Genomic DNA, 15501 nt, shown 5'->3' with positions numbered 1-15501 from the left:
CGGGCGTGTCCCGCATGAAGAAGCGCACCGGCGACCGTCAGCGCACCGGCAGAGTCGTTTTCGCACGCTCTCAGTGGCCCGCTCCAACCTGAATATCGATGGCTGGTCGGCAGTTACCCACGTCCTATTCGCTTCGTCGGGAGCCGCCGGAATACCCTGGTGAACGACGCCCTTGCGGCAGGGCGCATTAACTCCGTTTCTTGCTAGTCGGTGTCCGCGTGATGCCCGCATGGTAGATAGGCGGTTAAGAAGGTGAAAAATTCGTTTCTTCAGTGGGTCGGGATCCGTGCTGCATTATCAGCCAAACAGGGTGTTGGGCGAGACGACTGCGACAGCACTTCCGCCGTCCAACGGTGGCGGACGAAAGCTGCACGTGCTCCTCGTACAGACCCAGGCCGAGAACGCCGGTGCGCAGGAGATCTCGCGCCTGCTTGGCGCCGGGCTGACCGCCCGCGGCTATCGGGTCACCAATCTGTTCTTCTTCCGCAAGTCGGATTCGTTCGATGAGCCGCCGGACACGATTTATTGCGCGTCGAGCCGGCCGGGAAACCCGCTGGCGCTGCTGCAAATGCTGTGGACGCTCGGCGGCCATCTCAGGGCCACGAGGCCCGACGCCGTTCTGACCTTTCAGCACTTCGGCAATGTCATCGGCGCCGGCGTGGCGCGCCTCATTTGCCGCGCGCCTGTCATCGCCAATCAGGTTTCCTCCGCGCTGTCGATGAGCTGGCCGATCCGTATCGCCGACATCGCCATGGGCAGCCTCGGCTTCTTCGACCGCATCACGCTCAATTCGCTGGACATGCAGCGCGAGTATTCGCGCTACCCCAGGGCTTATCGCGCGCGCATGGTGCATGTCCCGCACGGCTTCGACGACAAGGCCCTCACGCTGACGAAGCAAGCTGCGCGACAGAAATTTAATCTGCCGCCGGATCGCACCCTGCTCGGCTGCGCAGCAAGATTGCACCCGCACAAGCGGCTCGACGCGGCGATACGTCTGTTGCCGGATCAACCATCCTGGCACCTCGCATTGGCCGGCCAGGGAGCCGACGAGGCCCGGCTGCGGCAGTTGGCAGATGATTTGAAAGTATCGGACAGGCTGCATCTGCTTGGCGAAATCACCCCGCGCCAGATGGCGGAGTTTCTCGCCGCTCTCGACGTGTTCGTATTTCCGACACAGGCGGAGACCTTCGGCCTCGCCGCTGTGGAGGCCGCAAACGCCGGCGTTCCCTCCGTCGTCACCGATCTTCCGGTCTTGCGCGAGGTGTTGTCCGTCGAAGGAAAACCGACAGCGCTGTTCGTCGATGCCTCCGATCATACCAAGCTGTCCGCGGCCGTCTCCAGGCTCCTGACGGACCAAAAACTGAGCGACGAACTGCGGCAAAACGCCAAAGGCCTGAAGCTGCGCTATTCAGTGGATGCCATGGTGGAAGAATACGTTCGAATTCTCGGCCAGGTCATTTGATCGGGACGCATTGAAACGGATCGGCTCGACATGACCATCGAGTTTCGCTGTGAAATTGAGCATGCGCGGCGATGGATGGGCCGCGAGACGCTGTCGGTCGACGGCCGGGATGTCCCGGTCCAGATCGTATGGACGGCAACGACGGAGCCGCGCCCCACAGGTCTCGACGCGCTGTTCGAGCTCGAACGTTTGGTGTTGCACAAGGGCAAGCACAGCGGCACCGATCGGCTGAAGATCAGTCCCGACCGGATGCAGGCTCGCGCCGGCACGGCAGACGTCATCGTCGATTTCACCGGTGCCGCGCGGGATCCGAACTGCTCCGCCCGGCAGTATCTCCGCCCGCTGTTCAATGGAGCCGCAGGCGAAAACGCCGCCCTTGCCGCCATTCTCGCCGGCGATCTGCCCGTGATCGAAATCATCGACGAGATCGACGGTGCAGTCCTCGATCGCGGCCACCCCTCCGGAGAAATCGCAGCCGGTCTGAGCGGCGGCCTAGAAACGGTCATGGCGCGAACCCTGACCATGGTGGCGGCCATCCTGTCGGGACGGCCGCGCATCGTGCCGCAGCTGGCACGCCCCGCTCGAGCCACCAACGGCCGCCCGCCGGCGGCGTACGTCGCGCGCGGGCTCGCCATATCGATCGCCAAGGAGATCTATCGGCTCTGCTGCTATGCCCCGCATTGGCATGTCGGATGGCGCATCAACAAGGGCGCAGGCGTCTGGCAGACCGGAGATCTGTCAGGGCCTTCGTGGAACGTCCTTGCCGATCCGGGAAACCACTTCTACGCCGATCCTTTCCCCATCACCGGGCAGGGAAGAACATTCGTCTTCTTTGAAGACCTCGATCACCGGGTTGGAAAAGGCATCATTTCCGCGATCGAGTTCAACGACGCCGGCCCGATCGGAGCGGTCGTCCCCGTTCTGGAGGAGCCTTGGCACCTCTCTTATCCGTTCCTCATCGAGGACGATGGCGCGTTGTGGATGATCCCGGAGAGCTCGATCAATGGGGACGTCGCCCTCTATAAATGCGTTCGGTTTCCGGACAAATGGGAGCGGCACGCAACGCTGCTTTCGGGCGTCGAGCTGGCCGATGCCACGATCACCCGGCACAACGGCCTGAATTATCTGTTCGGAGCCTGGCGCGACGGCACCGGCGGCTATTCGGATTCGCTGGCGATCTATTATGCCGAGCACCTCATGGGCCCCTGGTTGCCGCACGCCAGCAACCCGGTCCTGATCGATCGCGCGAGCACGCGGCCGGCGGGGAATTTCGTCACCATCAATGAACGATTGTGGCGACCGGTCCAGGATTGTGCCGACGGATACGGGGCAGCGCTCGCGCTGGCGGAAATCGCCGAACTATCGCCGACGACGTTCAAGCAGATCGTCCGTCACTCTGTGAGGCCCGGACCGGTATGGCCCGGCAGGAAGTTGCACACCTTGAACCGCTGCGGACAGCTCGAGGTGATCGACGGATCGCGTGTTCAACCCAAGACCCGCGCCTTTGGGGGCAAATTTCCATCGGCCGTTCTGTCGCCGCGAACCAGTCCCTCTACCGCCAGCTAACGCGGATGGCTGAACAGGTCCGTCGTGGCGTCATCGACGGCGATATCGACCAGCGCCGGGCCGCTCGATGCCAACGCTTCGGTCAAGGCGTAGTCGACATCCCCGGCATCGGTCACGCGCCGCCCCGGACAACCCATTCCCCTTGCGAGCGCCACGAAGTCGAGCCCGGGCAAGTCAATTCCGGGCGGGCGATGCGCCTGCATCAGCTGGCTGAAGGCGCGCATCGCGCCATAGCCTGAATTGTTCATGACCACGAAGGCGATCGGCAGGCGGCGTTGCACCGCGGTCCAGATCGCCTGGATGCAATACATCGCCGATCCGTCGCCGATCAGGGCGACGATGCGGCGGCCCGGCCGCGCCAGCGCCACGCCGACGGAGGCTGGCAGGCTGTAACCAAGTCCGCCGCTCGTCATCGTGTAGAAGCTGTCCGCGCCCGGCCGCGGCAGGAATTGTTGAATGGCAGGACGATGCGACGGCGCCTCCTCGACCACGATCGCATCGCTCGGCATCAACGCCGAGAGCCGGGCGAGCGCATGGCTCGGCGGAATCGGATTTTGCGCGGCAGGAGCGGAAGGCCGCATGCGCGGGGCCGGCACCTCGCGCTCAGCGATATCTGGCATCGCCGACAGCAGCCCAGCCAGTGCTTTCGGGAGCGTGCTGATGATGGTGTCACCGACAGAAGCGGATGCGGCTTCCGTCGGATCATCCGTGATCTGCCAGACCGGCGTTCCGTCGTCGAGCAATTCGCATTGTCCTTCGACATGGAAAGTAAACACCGGCGCGCCGACCACGATGATCAGATCGGCGCCGCGCAGGGCGCGGGCGAGACCTCCTGGTGCTGCCGGAAGGAAGCCGGCGAACAGCGGATGCAATTCCGGAAAGCTCGAACGGCTCGACATCGGGCTTGCCCAAACGGCCGCGCTCGCCTGCTCGGCCACAGCGACCATCGCGTCGACGCAGCCGCTGCGGTCGATCTCGGGTCCGACAACGAAGATAGGTTTTTTGGCGGCTCGGATCGCCGCGCCGAGCCGAACGATCGCCGCCGGATCCGGCGCAAACTCCGTCGCGATGTGGCGGACCGGCGGAGCGACTGCGGGCCGCGCCCAGTCATCCGACGGCACCGACACGAATGTCGGACCGCGCGGATGCTGCATGGCGGTGAGGAAGGCCTGCGCGATCGCCGCTGGAACATCTTCGGCGCGCGCCGGTTCGGCGCTCCATTTCACATAGGGCTTTGGGAACTGTGCGGCGTCCTCGGAGAAGAGATAGGGTCGCATCCGCAACAGGCTGCGTGCCTGCTGTCCGGCTGTCACGACCATTGGCGTCTTGTTGCGGAACGCGGTGAAGAGATTGCCGAGCGCATGACCAAGCCCGGCCGCCGAGTGCAGATTGACGAAAGCCGGACGCCCCGTCGCCTGCGCATAGCCATCCGCCATGCCGACGACGCAGGCTTCCTGCAGACCGAGCACATAGTCGATGTCATCGGGCCAGTCGCCGAGGAAGGCAAGCTCGGTCGAGCCGGGATTGCCAAAAACGCGATCGACGCTAAATGACCGAAGCACACCGAGGGTCGCTTCTCGAACCGTGAGAATTTTCGAATTCATGAATGGACGTCCTGGTGGGCTTCGCTTGCGGCGCGCTTAGAAGGGATAGTGCTGCGGCTGGGTCTCGATGGTGATCCAACGCAGATTGGTGAACTCGGCGATGCCGGCCTGGCCGCCGAAGCGGCCGTAGCCCGATCCCTTCACGCCGCCGAACGGCATCTGCGCCTCGTCATGCACGGTCGGGCCGTTAACGTGGCAGATGCCGCTTTCGATACGCTGCGCCACCGTCAGCGCACGCGCGACGTCACGGCCGAACACGGCGGCCGAGAGGCCGTACTCGGTATCGTTGGCGAGCCGCACGGCATCGTCCACGCCACTTGCGCGGATCACCGAGACGACGGGACCAAAGCTCTCCTCGGTGTAGATGCGCATGCCGGGCACCACGCGGTCGAGCACGGTGGCCGGAACGACCGTGCCAACCCGGTCGCCGCCCGCGAGCTTGACGGCGCCTTTGGCGATCGCGTCATCGATCAGTGCAACGACATGCTTGCCCGGCGCTTCGTCGATCATCGAGCCGACGACAACCGGACCAGGACGCGGGTCGCCGGCCGGAAGCGTAGCCGTTTTCTTCGCAAGCTTCTCGACAAAGGACGCCGCCACCGCCTCGTCGACGATCACCCGCTCGGTGGACATGCAGACCTGGCCCTGATTGATGAAGGCGCCGAATGCCACGGCCGCGACGGCGGCATCGAGATCGGCATCGTCGAGTACGACCAGAGGCGCCTTGCCGCCAAGCTCGAGCAGCACCGGCTTGAGGTGGCGCCCGGCGAGTTCGGCGATGACGCGACCGACGCGGGTCGAACCGGTGAAATTGATCCGCCGCACGGCAGGATTGGCGATCAGGCGTTCCACCAGAGCGGGCGCATCGGCCGGTGCGTTGGTCAGAACATTCACGACACCGGGCGGAAAGTCTGCGTCCTTGAAGACCTCGCCGATCAATCGGTGCGTTCCCGGGCAGATCTCGGACGCCTTGAGCACGACCGTATTGCCGCAGGCGAGCGCCGTCGCCATGGCGCGAACGCCGAGAATGATCGGCGCATTCCACGGCGCGATGCCGAGGCAGACGCCGGCCGGCTGGCGAACGGACATCGCGAGACATCCCGGCTTGTCCGACGGGATCACCTCGCCGGCGATCTGCGTGGTGAGCGACGCCGCTTCGCGCAGCATGCCGGTCGCGAGCTTGACGTTGAAGGCGGACCAGATCTCCGTCGTGCCGATCTCGGCCATCATGATCTTAATGAAGGCGTCGCGCTTGGCGTCGAGTGCGTCTGCGGCCTCCAGCAACAGCGCGCGCCTCGCATTCGGGCCAAGCGCCGACCATGCGGCAAGGGCGGCGGAGGCCGCCGCCACCGCGGCGTCGGCATCGGAAGCGGTCGCGGCGGCCGCGCGGCTTGCGACCTCCTGCGACAGCGGATTGCGCCGCTCGAACATCTTGCCGCTGGAAGCGGCCTGATCCTGCCCGTTGATGAGAAGACTGACGTCCATGAAGACCTCCCTGGTGTTGGTGATGGCGCTCGCCCTAGCCGAGTAGCCGCGACTTGCCGGTTTCACGCGCGAAGCCGAGCGCGATCATCGCCGCGAGCGCGAGCACGACGTAGTATCCTGTGATCGCGTAGGTGGAGCCCGTCTGCGCAAACAGGCTGGTGGCGACTAGCGGCGCGATGCCGCCGCCCAGCACCGTCCCAAGCTGCTTTCCGATCGATACGCCGGTGAAGCGAATGCGGGTCGGAAACAATTCGGGGAAATAGCTCCCTTCGCTGCCGAACATCAGCGGATGGATCATTCCCGCGGCGAGGATCACCGCGCCCGTCACCAGCACCGTGTCGCGGCTCGCGACCACACCGTAGAATGCAAACATCGAGATGGCTGCGAGCACCAAGCCGGCCAGAAACAGACGCTTTCGCCCGATGCGGTCGGACCAGGCGCCGATGAGGGGCATCGCAACGAGCCCGACGAGATTGGCGAACAGCACGGCCTGCGTGATGACGTCCTTCTGGACGCCGAGCTGACGGGTCGCGAAGGAGATGGTGAAGATGGCCGTCAGATAGAAATAGGATGTCTGCGCCATCTCGGCGAAGAACACGATGAGGATCGGCCGCCAGTGCTCCCGCACTGCTTCGACCACAGGCGCTGCTTCAGTCGTCTTCGCCTTTCGGAACGTCGCGCTCTCCTCGATGCGCAGGCGCATGTAGACGCCGAGCGCGACCAGCACCGCGCTGATCAGGAACGGAACGCGCCAGCCCCATGACAGCAGGTCCGCTTCCGGCAGCCGCGAGATCGTGAGCGCCGCAAACGAGGCGAGCACGACGCCGACAGGTCCTGCGGCCTGGATCACCGCGGCCGAGAACCCGCGCCGGTGGCCAGGCGCCGTCTCGATCGCCATCAGGATCGCTGCGGTCGACTCGCCGCCGAGCGCAAAACCCTGGAGGAAGCGCAGCATGACGAGCGCGACCGTCGCGGCCACACCCACACTGGCGTAGGTCGGCAACAGACCGATCGACATGGTCGCAAGTCCCATCATGAGGAGCGTACACAGCAAGACGGACTTTCGGCCGAGGCGGTCGCCGAAATGACCGAACACCAGTCCGCCGAGCGGACGCGCCAAGAAACCGACTGAGAACGTCGCGAACACCGCGATAGTCGCCGTGAGTTGATCGAACTTCGGAAAGAACAGCTGATCGAACACCAGCGGCGCGATCAGGCCGTAGATGAAGAAGTCGTACCATTCGATCGCGGTGCCGATGGTGCCGGCGATCAGGATACGCCGGCGGCTGCTCGCCGTCTGCTCGGCGGTGGCGGTGGCGGCATGATCGTCGTAGTCCTCCAATGCTCTTGTCGTCACGGTTTCCTCCTCCGGTGTAATTTTTCGATTTGTTGTCTTGTTGTTGTTGGCCGCGCAGCCGCTGATCGGATGCGGCGGCAGGATCGATCAGCTGGCCAGGCGCGCGACGTCGCTCGCGCTGTGTCCAAGTGCGCAGGCGAGGACGCCTCCGATCATCCCGGCCTGTGACGCGCTGCCGCGCCAGGCCACGATCTGGTCGGGGCGTATCAAAGCGAGATCGGCGTCGTAGAGATCGCGCAGGGATTTCGGCAGCGTGACGAGTTTCACATCGACCCCGATCGCGCGGATGGTCTCGGCAACTGACGCATGCGCGGACATGACCTCGCCGAACTGGAGCAGCGTCCACTCGAACCCGAACAGGTCGTACAGGGAGACGCCGTCGTCCAACCACGCATGCGGGGCGCGGCCGCCGGGGCAGGCGCTCGGAACGTAGACGTTCGCGGCGTCCGGCGGCGGCTGGCTGCCATCGGAAACGATGATCGGCGAGCCGTCGTAACGCCCCCCGAAGGTGACGCCGGGGATGTTGAATTCGGCGCGGGCGTGCTGTTCGAGATAGACGCCCGCCGTCCGCCGCGCCTCGTCGCCGGCGTCGGTGGCATCCTCGATGTCAGGCGCGGGCGCGAACAGACCGAGCGAGTCGGCAAAGCGACGCGCATAATCGGTGTTGCGCAGCGCCACCGGACGCCGCTCGACCTCATAGCTGTCGAGCAGCCCCGCCGGGCTCACCCCCTTGACGACGCTTGCGAGCTTCCAGCCGAGATTGACCGCATCCTCGATCGCGGTGTTGTAGCCAAGCCCGCCGGTCGGCGTGAACAGATGCGCCGCGTCGCCGCCAAGGAACACCCTGCCCCGCTGCATTCCATTCGCGACCAGCGCGTGACCGGCGGTCCAGGTCAGGAACGAGAGCACCTCGCAATCGATCGGTGCGCCGCAGGCGCGCTGGAACGCGGCTTTGGCTTCGTCGATCGTGATCGCAGTTTCGTCCTCATCGGAGCGAAGCTGCGTATGAAACGCAAACTCGTCGCGACCGTTCACGGATGCCATGAAGGCGCGGCGGTCGCCGTTGAAGCAATTATACATCCACGCCTTGGCGTGCGGGACGCTCGCGTAGAATCCGGGCGAACGGAGATAGACCGCCAGCATGCGGCCGCCCATGAAATCACGCTGCATTCCGGTTTCGCCGCCGTAGGCAATCCCGAGCGACTGCCGGACCATCGAGCGCGGCCCGTCCGCTCCGACCAGGAAGTTGGCCCGGATCTGAAATCGGCTGCCATCATCGAGACATTCGACGTCGGCGACGATGCCGTCGCCGCTCTCTACGTAGCCGATCAGCCTGTGGCTGTAGTTGAGCTTCACTCCGGGGATTCGTTCGGCATGGCGGCGCAGCACCGCCTCGACATATTTTTGCGAGACCCGATGCGGCAGTTCGGCCGCGCTCCAGGAGCCCGACATGCCCTTGACGAGCTCGCCCGCGCGTGACGATGACGGCAACTGAAATCGGGCCAGCTCGTAACCGGTGTAGCGCGTGAAGTACGCAACGTCGGTCGGATAATCCGCTGGCAGACCTTCGCGTCGGATTTCGTCGGCAAAACCCAGCCGCCGATAGTGCTCCATCGAGCGCGCCTGCGTCGCATTGGCTTGCGGATTGAATGCCGTGCCCGGCTTTTCATCGACCAGGATCGCGGACACGCCGCGCCGGCCGAGCTCGTTGGCGAGCATCAGGCCGCAGGGCCCCCCGCCCACGATGAGCACCGAGGCCGTCAGACATGTTTCCAAGACGCTTCTCCTTACCAGCATTATTCTGCATGGTAAGGTCGCCTGACGATATCGTCAAGGAGCCTGACTAATCGACGTCATCGAGGGTGTCGAACGTCGCGCCATAGATCGCCAAACCCTTCAGGATCGCATCCATCGTGGCCTTGCCGAGCTCGGCGCGCATCTCCTGCTCGGCGACATCGACCGCATCGCGGAACGCGTCGAGCCATTTGCGCCCGGCTGGCGTAAACATGACGATGCGCGCGCGCCGATCGGTCGGATCGGCGATGCGATCGACCAGGCCGAGCTCGGCGCATTGATCGACCAGCTCGCCCATCGCCTGCTTGCTCATGGAAGCGCGGCGGGCGAGCTCCGTCAGTCTGGTCCCCTCCACGTCGAGATTGCGTGTGAGGCCGACATGCGCGATCCGCGTTTCGCCATGCCCCTTCTCGCTCATCAGCTCGAGCACACGACTTTCGAAGCGCCGCACCGCGTTGTTGAGCAGCCGACCGATGTTGGCATGCCGCCATGCGGTACCGGATGTCCTGGCTTTCAATGGATGTGCCTTCTACAAAGCCGCCTGAAGTCGAAAATGTCGCTCACTTCGCCGCGTCGATCCAGATCCCCGGCTGCGAATGCTCGCGGATGTGGCTGACCAGGAAGTCTGAAAAGACTCTGATCTTGGCCGGCAGTCCGGCACGGTTCTGGTAGGCGATGTTCATCGTCAGCAGCGGCAGCTCCCACTCCAACAGGACCGGGACGAGACGGCCCGCTGCGATATCGCTTTGCACGATGTACAGCGGCTGGATGAGAATGCCGAGCCCCGCCAGTGCGGCGCCACGGATGACCTGACCGTCATTGCTATCGAGCGTCGGCGTGATGCGAACAGTCTGCGCGCCATTGCCTTTGCGCAGGCGCAGCGAATAGGGATCGTTGGCGAGATTGTAGACCAGCATGTTATGGCGCGCGAGATCGACCGGCTGTTCCGGCTCGCCGCAGCTTGCGAGATATGACGGCGCGGCAGCGAGCACACGCCGCATCTGGCCAATGCGGCGGACGATGATGTTCGAATCCGGCTCCTGCTCGCGCGTCCTGATCGCCACGTCAATGCCGGCCTCGATGAAATCGGAGTACCGGTTGGCGGTGGTGATCTGCATGTTGAGCTTCGGATAGCGCGCGCGGAAGGCCGGCAGCATCGGCGCCAAATAGATCACCGCAAAGGAGAGCGAACTCGTGACCCGCAGCGTGCCCTGCGGCGACAGCGCGCGATCGCTGACGATGTCCTCTGCTTCCGCCAGTTCGCTCAAAACCCGGCTCGAGCGCTCCAGCAGTTCCTGCCCCGCCTCCGTCAACCACAGCCGACGGGTGTTGCGCTCGATCAGCCGGACCGCAAGGCGCTCCTCGAGCGCGCTGAGATGGCGGCTCGCGGCAGCATTCGACATGCGCAGGGCCTCGGCAGCTTTGGACAGGCTGCCGAGCTCGGCCGTCTTGGCGAACACTTCCAACTGGAGCAGGCGGTCCATTTTTTCGCAAATAGGAAAAGAGACTTACGATTATTGATCTTTATTTCCGTATCCCGCAAGTCAAAATGGCCCAAACACAAGCAAGATAGCAGGCGAGGAAACAGGGAAATGTCGGGCCCGATCAGGCACATCGTGATGTGGCGGCTGCGCGGGGAGACGCCGGCGGAGCGTTCCGCCACCCGGGTCAAGGTCAAGACCCTGTTCGAGGGGCTGCGCGGCCGGATCGACGGCCTCACCCATATCGAAGTCGGTCTCGATGTCAGCGATGTCGACTACGCCTGCGACGTCGTTCTGTTCTCCGAATTCACCGACCACGCTGCGCTCGCGGCCTATGCCACCCACCCGGAACATTTGCGCGTGCGCGAGGCGCTGGGCGACTTGCGGATCGGACGCTTCCAGGTCGATTATCCCATCAAAGAGACCGGCGCATGATCGGTACGTTCACCTTTGAAAACCTGCCCTGCCGCGTCGTGTTCGGCAGCGGAACGCTTGCCTCGGCCAAGGCCGAGGTCGAGCGTCTCGGCGGCAAGCGCGCGCTGGTGCTGACGACGCCGCAGCAGGAGGCGCAGGGCAAAAGCTTGGGCGCGGCGCTCGGCCCGCTTTACGCCGGCATCTTTCCGGGCGCGACCATGCACACGCCGGTCGAGGTCACCGAGCGGGCGCTCGCGGCGATGAAGGCGTGCGGGGCCGACTGCGTCATTTCCCTCGGTGGCGGATCCACGACCGGACTTGGCAAGGCGCTGGCCCTGCGCACCGGAATCAACCAGCTCTGCATTCCCACCACTTATGCCGGCTCGGAGATGACGCCGATCGTCGGCCAGACCGAGAACGGCCTGAAGACCACGGTACGCGACGCCGCCATCCTGCCGGAGACCGTGATCTACGATGTCGATCTCACTTTGACTTTGCCGGCGAGCCTGGCCGCGACATCAGGCATCAACGCAATCGCGCATGCGGCCGAAGCGCTCTACGCGCGCGACACCAATCCGGTCACGTCGCTGATGGCGGAAGAAGGCATTCGCGCGTTGGCACGTGCCCTCCCCGCCATCGCCGCCAAGGGCGACGATCGCGAGGCTCGCACCGAAGCACTGTATGGGGCCTGGCTGTGCGGCGTCTGCCTCGGCACAGTCGGCATGGCGCTGCATCACAAGCTCTGCCATACGCTCGGCGGCACCTTCGACCTGCCGCATGCCGAGACCCACACCGTCGTGCTACCGCATGCGCTGGCCTACAACGCGCCCGCCGTGCCCGACGCGATGGCGCGCATCTCACGCGCAATCGGCGCCGCCGATGCATCGCAAGGACTCTTCGAACTCGCGAAGCGGCTGGGTGCGAAGGTCGCATTGCGCGACATCGGCATGCCCGAAAGCGGCATCGACAAGGCCGCGGATCTCGCGGTCACCAACGCCTACTGGAACCCGCGCCCGCTCGAACGCAACGCCATCCGCGACCTGATCGCGCGCGCCTGGGCCGGCGAGCCGCCCGACGCTATCAAAGCCGCGGTTTAATTCCATGCGGCGCACGCTGATCAAATCCGCGATCATTATCAGCATGGATGATGCGATCGGCGATCTACCTGACGGCGACGTGCTGATCGAGGGGAGCCGCATCGTTGACGTGCGCTCATCGATCGACCTCGGCGGCGCGGCCGAGACGGAGATCGTCGACGGCACCGGGCGCATCGTCATCCCCGGCCTGATCAACGCGCATATGCACACCTGGCAAACGGGCTTGCGCGGCTATGCTGCCAACTGGACGTTGCTGGAATATTTTCGCCGCATGCATGCCGGGCTCGCGACGGTCTTCAGGCCCGAGGACATTTATATCGCGACCTTGGTGGGCGCGCTGAATCAGATCAACCACGGCACCACCACGCTGGTCGACTGGTGCCACAACAATCCGACGCCCGATCATACCGACGCCGCCGTGCGCGGCCTGATCGAGAGCGGTATCCGCGCGGCCTTCTTCCACGGCTCGCCCAAGCCCGAGCCGAAACCGGGCGAACCGCACTTCTCGGAGATCCCGCATCCACGCCATGAAGTCGAGCGGCTGCTGGCGGGCCCCCTCGCCGACCGCGACGGCCTCGTCACGCTTGGGCTCGCCATCCTCGGCCCGCATTATTCGACGCTCGACGTCGCCATGCACGATTTCCGTCTGGCACGCGAGTTCAAGCTGATCGCATCGATGCATCAGGGCGGTGGGCCCGCCAAGACGCCTGTTGGCTGGGAGAAGCTGATCGAGGCGGGTCTCGTCGGCGCGAGCACCAACATCGTCCATGGCAACGACCTCCCGGATGATCTCCTGGATCGGATGGTCGATCTCGGCGTCTCCTTCTCGGTGACGCCGGAGAACGAGATGATCCAGGGCCACGGCTTTCCGATCACCGGACGGCTGCTCAAGCGCGCCGTACGGCCGACCATCGGCATCGATCTGGAATCCGTGCTGGGCGGCGACCTCTTCTCAGCCGCACGCGTTGCGCTCTCGATGCAGCGGGCACTGGACAACACGGAGTCGCGCAAGAACAGCGGCGCCATTCCGGCGACGACCACGGTCCCCGTCCGCGAGGCGCTGCGCTGGATCACGACGGAAGGCGCCCGCATGCTCGGCCGCGAAGACCAGATCGGCTCGCTGACGCCGGGCAAGCTCGCCGACCTCGTCATCATCGATTGCTCCGATCTCAACCTCGTCCCGGTGCACGATCCCGTTTCCACCGTGGTGATGCAGACGAGCCTTGCCAATATCGAGGCCGTCATGATCGGCGGCGTCTGGAAGAAGCGGAATGGGCGGCTGCTGGCCGACGGTCTGGAGGCGAAAAAGCAACTGCTCGTGCAATCCGGCCGGCGGCTGGTGCAGGACATCGAACGACAGGGACACGCCGCCTGAGGGCGTCAAGGACAACAACAATGACAGCTTTTTCGAAGAACATCGCTTTCATCGGGATCGGCAAGATGGGTCTGCCGATGTCGGTGCTCGTCGCCAAGGCCGGCTATGCCGTGACCGCGTTCGACCGGAGCGCCGCACGGCTCGACGAGGCGCGCGCGCAGGGCATTTCGATTGCCGCTTCACCGGCCGAGGCCGTGGGCGGCAAGGCCACGATCGTCACGTCCTTGCCCGATGACGCGGCCTTGCGCGGCGCATTGCTCGGCCCCACCGGCCTCATCGCCGCGATGGCTGCTGGATCTGTCCTGATCGAGACCAGCACCGTGAGCGTCGAGGCTTCCGCAGAGGTCGACGCCGCCGCACAGGCGCGCGGTGTCCTCTACCTGCGTGCGCCGGTCTCGGGCAATGCCAGCATCGTCCACACCGGCGCCCTGAGCTGCTTCGTCTCGGGCCCGAAGGACGCCTACGAAAACGCAAAGCCGCTGTTCGCCGCCTTCACCCGCGCCCAGACTTATCTCGGGTCTGGCGAGGAAGCGCGCTATGCCAAGCTCGCGGTCAATCTGATGATCGCGGTGTCGGCCACCATGATGGCGGAGAGCCTGGCGCTGGCGCGCAAGGGCGGCATCGGCTGGCAGGATATTCTGAAAGTTCTCGACGACAGCGCTGTCGCCTCACCGATGGTGAAGTACAAGACCGCGCCGCTGCGTAACCGCGATTTCGACTCGACCTTCTCCTGCAGGCAGATGGCCAAGGATCTCGATCTGATCCTCGGCGCCGGCCACGCCGTCGGCGTGCCGCTTCAGCTCGCAGCCCAAGTGCGGGAGACCTATGGCTCGCTGGTCGCGCAGGGCGACGGCGACGCCGACTTCATCGCGACCGTCAAGCACATCGAGCGGCTGTCCGGCCTCGGCGAGCCCAAACTCTGATTCACGGAGGCATCCATGCGCAATTTCAACGAGAACACCATCACCGACGCCGTGCTGGAGCGGATCGCGGGCGCGACCGATCCGCGGATCAAGCAGGTCAGCGAAGCGCTGGTGCGCCACCTTCATGCCTTCGTCCGCGAGGTGCGGCCGACCCAGAAGGAATGGGAATACGGCATCGACTTCCTGACTCGCACCGGTCACATGTGCGACGACAAGCGCCAGGAGTTCATCCTGCTGTCGGACGCGCTCGGCGTCTCCATGCTGGTCGACGCCATCAACCATCCGGTGCCGGAAGGCGCGACCGAGACCACAGTGCTCGGTCCGTTCTTCGTGCAGGCGTCACCTGAGAAAGACAACGGCGCTGACATCTCCGGCCCGATGGAAGGCGATCCGATGCTCGTCACCGGCTCGGTGTCGACCGTCGACGGACGGCCGCTTGCCGGCGCCGTCGTGGACGTCTGGCATTCCGACGATGACGGCTATTACGACGTGCAGCAGCTCGACAAGATCGGCGATCTCGCGATGCGGGCGCGCTTCCACACCGACCAGAATGGCCGCTTCAATTTCTGGTCGATCAAGCCGGCTGCCTATCCGATCCCGCATGACGGCACGGTCGGCGACATGCTGGCGGTCCAGGGCCGCCATCCCTGGCGCCCGGCGCACGTGCATTTCATGATCTCGGCGCCCGGCTTCGAGCAACTCGTGACCCATGTGTTCGTGGCCGGCGACCAGTATCTCGACAGCGACGTGGTATTCGGCGTCAAGGACAGCTTGATTCGAGAATTTGTGCGGTGCCCGCCAGGCCGTGCGCCCGATGGTCGCATGGTGGACAGCGAATATTATCATCTCAACTATGATTTCGGCCTGAAGCAGGTCGCTAGCAGCGCACGAGCCGCTTAAGCTGAACGACGGCGGACCCAACAAGAGTCCGACAACAAGGCAG

At 64.7% G+C, this 15501-nt stretch carries 13 protein-coding genes; 7 read left to right on the top strand and 6 right to left on the bottom strand.

The features are described from left to right. The first annotated feature begins 286 nt into the window (after window positions 1-286). Complete coding sequence (locus ABIB66_RS03555; RefSeq protein WP_354207327.1) at window positions 287-1462, top strand: glycosyltransferase family 4 protein; 1176 nt, start codon at window positions 287-289, stop codon at window positions 1460-1462. A 30-nt stretch (window positions 1463-1492) separates the two neighbouring features. Then, window positions 1493-3028, top strand: coding sequence for a glucosamine inositolphosphorylceramide transferase family protein (locus ABIB66_RS03550; protein WP_354206479.1), 1536 nt, complete (start codon window positions 1493-1495; stop codon window positions 3026-3028). On the opposite strand, the gene mdlC is transcribed toward ABIB66_RS03550, so the two are convergent. The 6 genes from mdlC to ABIB66_RS03520 form a co-directional block, all read right to left on the bottom strand. Then, window positions 3025-4632 carry a benzoylformate decarboxylase gene (gene mdlC, locus ABIB66_RS03545; protein WP_354254140.1) on the bottom strand — a complete coding sequence of 536 codons (1608 nt, stop codon included), beginning with the start codon at window positions 4630-4632 and terminating at the stop codon, window positions 3025-3027. The two genes, ABIB66_RS03550 and mdlC, sit on opposite strands and share 4 nt — an antisense overlap. Before the next feature lie 36 nt (window positions 4633-4668). After that, entirely contained in the window at window positions 4669-6117 is a 1449-nt protein-coding gene (locus ABIB66_RS03540) for an aldehyde dehydrogenase (RefSeq protein WP_354206483.1), read from the bottom strand. A 34-nt stretch (window positions 6118-6151) separates the two neighbouring features. Further along, window positions 6152-7474: an MFS transporter gene (locus ABIB66_RS03535; RefSeq protein ID WP_354206485.1), complete on the bottom strand. Its 1323-nt coding sequence runs from the start codon at window positions 7472-7474 to the stop codon at window positions 6152-6154. Window positions 7475-7561: 87 nt separating this feature from the next. Beyond that, window positions 7562-9271 carry an FAD-dependent oxidoreductase gene (locus ABIB66_RS03530; RefSeq protein ID WP_354206487.1) on the bottom strand — a complete coding sequence of 570 codons (1710 nt, stop codon included), beginning with the start codon at window positions 9269-9271 and terminating at the stop codon, window positions 7562-7564. Window positions 9272-9317: 46 nt separating this feature from the next. Next, entirely contained in the window at window positions 9318-9785 is a 468-nt protein-coding gene (locus ABIB66_RS03525) for a MarR family winged helix-turn-helix transcriptional regulator (RefSeq protein ID WP_354206489.1), read from the bottom strand. A gap of 43 nt (window positions 9786-9828) precedes the next feature. Further along, window positions 9829-10752 (bottom strand): LysR family transcriptional regulator, encoded by a 924-nt coding sequence (locus ABIB66_RS03520; RefSeq protein ID WP_354206491.1) that lies wholly within the window; start codon window positions 10750-10752, stop codon window positions 9829-9831. A 108-nt stretch (window positions 10753-10860) separates the two neighbouring features. Between ABIB66_RS03520 and ABIB66_RS03515 the strand changes: the two genes are divergently transcribed. From ABIB66_RS03515 to ABIB66_RS03495, 5 genes are read left to right on the top strand one after another with little or no spacing between them, the layout of a single operon-like run. Next, entirely contained in the window at window positions 10861-11184 is a 324-nt protein-coding gene (locus ABIB66_RS03515; RefSeq protein WP_354254138.1) for a Dabb family protein, read from the top strand. Then, entirely contained in the window at window positions 11181-12260 is a 1080-nt protein-coding gene (locus ABIB66_RS03510; RefSeq protein ID WP_354206493.1) for a maleylacetate reductase, read from the top strand. Before ABIB66_RS03515 ends, ABIB66_RS03510 begins: the two co-directional genes overlap by 4 nt. Window positions 12261-12264: 4 nt before the next feature. Continuing rightward, window positions 12265-13635 (top strand): amidohydrolase family protein, encoded by a 1371-nt coding sequence (locus tag ABIB66_RS03505; protein WP_354206495.1) that lies wholly within the window; start codon window positions 12265-12267, stop codon window positions 13633-13635. A gap of 20 nt (window positions 13636-13655) precedes the next feature. Continuing rightward, window positions 13656-14558, top strand: a complete 903-nt coding sequence (locus ABIB66_RS03500; protein WP_354206497.1) for an NAD(P)-dependent oxidoreductase — start codon at window positions 13656-13658, stop codon at window positions 14556-14558. 15 nt (window positions 14559-14573) lie between these two features. Continuing rightward, window positions 14574-15458 carry an intradiol ring-cleavage dioxygenase gene (locus tag ABIB66_RS03495; protein ID WP_354055870.1) on the top strand — a complete coding sequence of 295 codons (885 nt, stop codon included), beginning with the start codon at window positions 14574-14576 and terminating at the stop codon, window positions 15456-15458. Window positions 15459-15501: the final 43 nt, after the last annotated feature.

Source organism: Bradyrhizobium sp. F1.13.3, from assembly GCF_040548265.1.
Lineage (GTDB): Bacteria > Pseudomonadota > Alphaproteobacteria > Rhizobiales > Xanthobacteraceae > Bradyrhizobium.
Note: the sequence above shows the minus strand (reverse complement) of the source record. Positions and strands in the feature narration are given on the sequence as shown.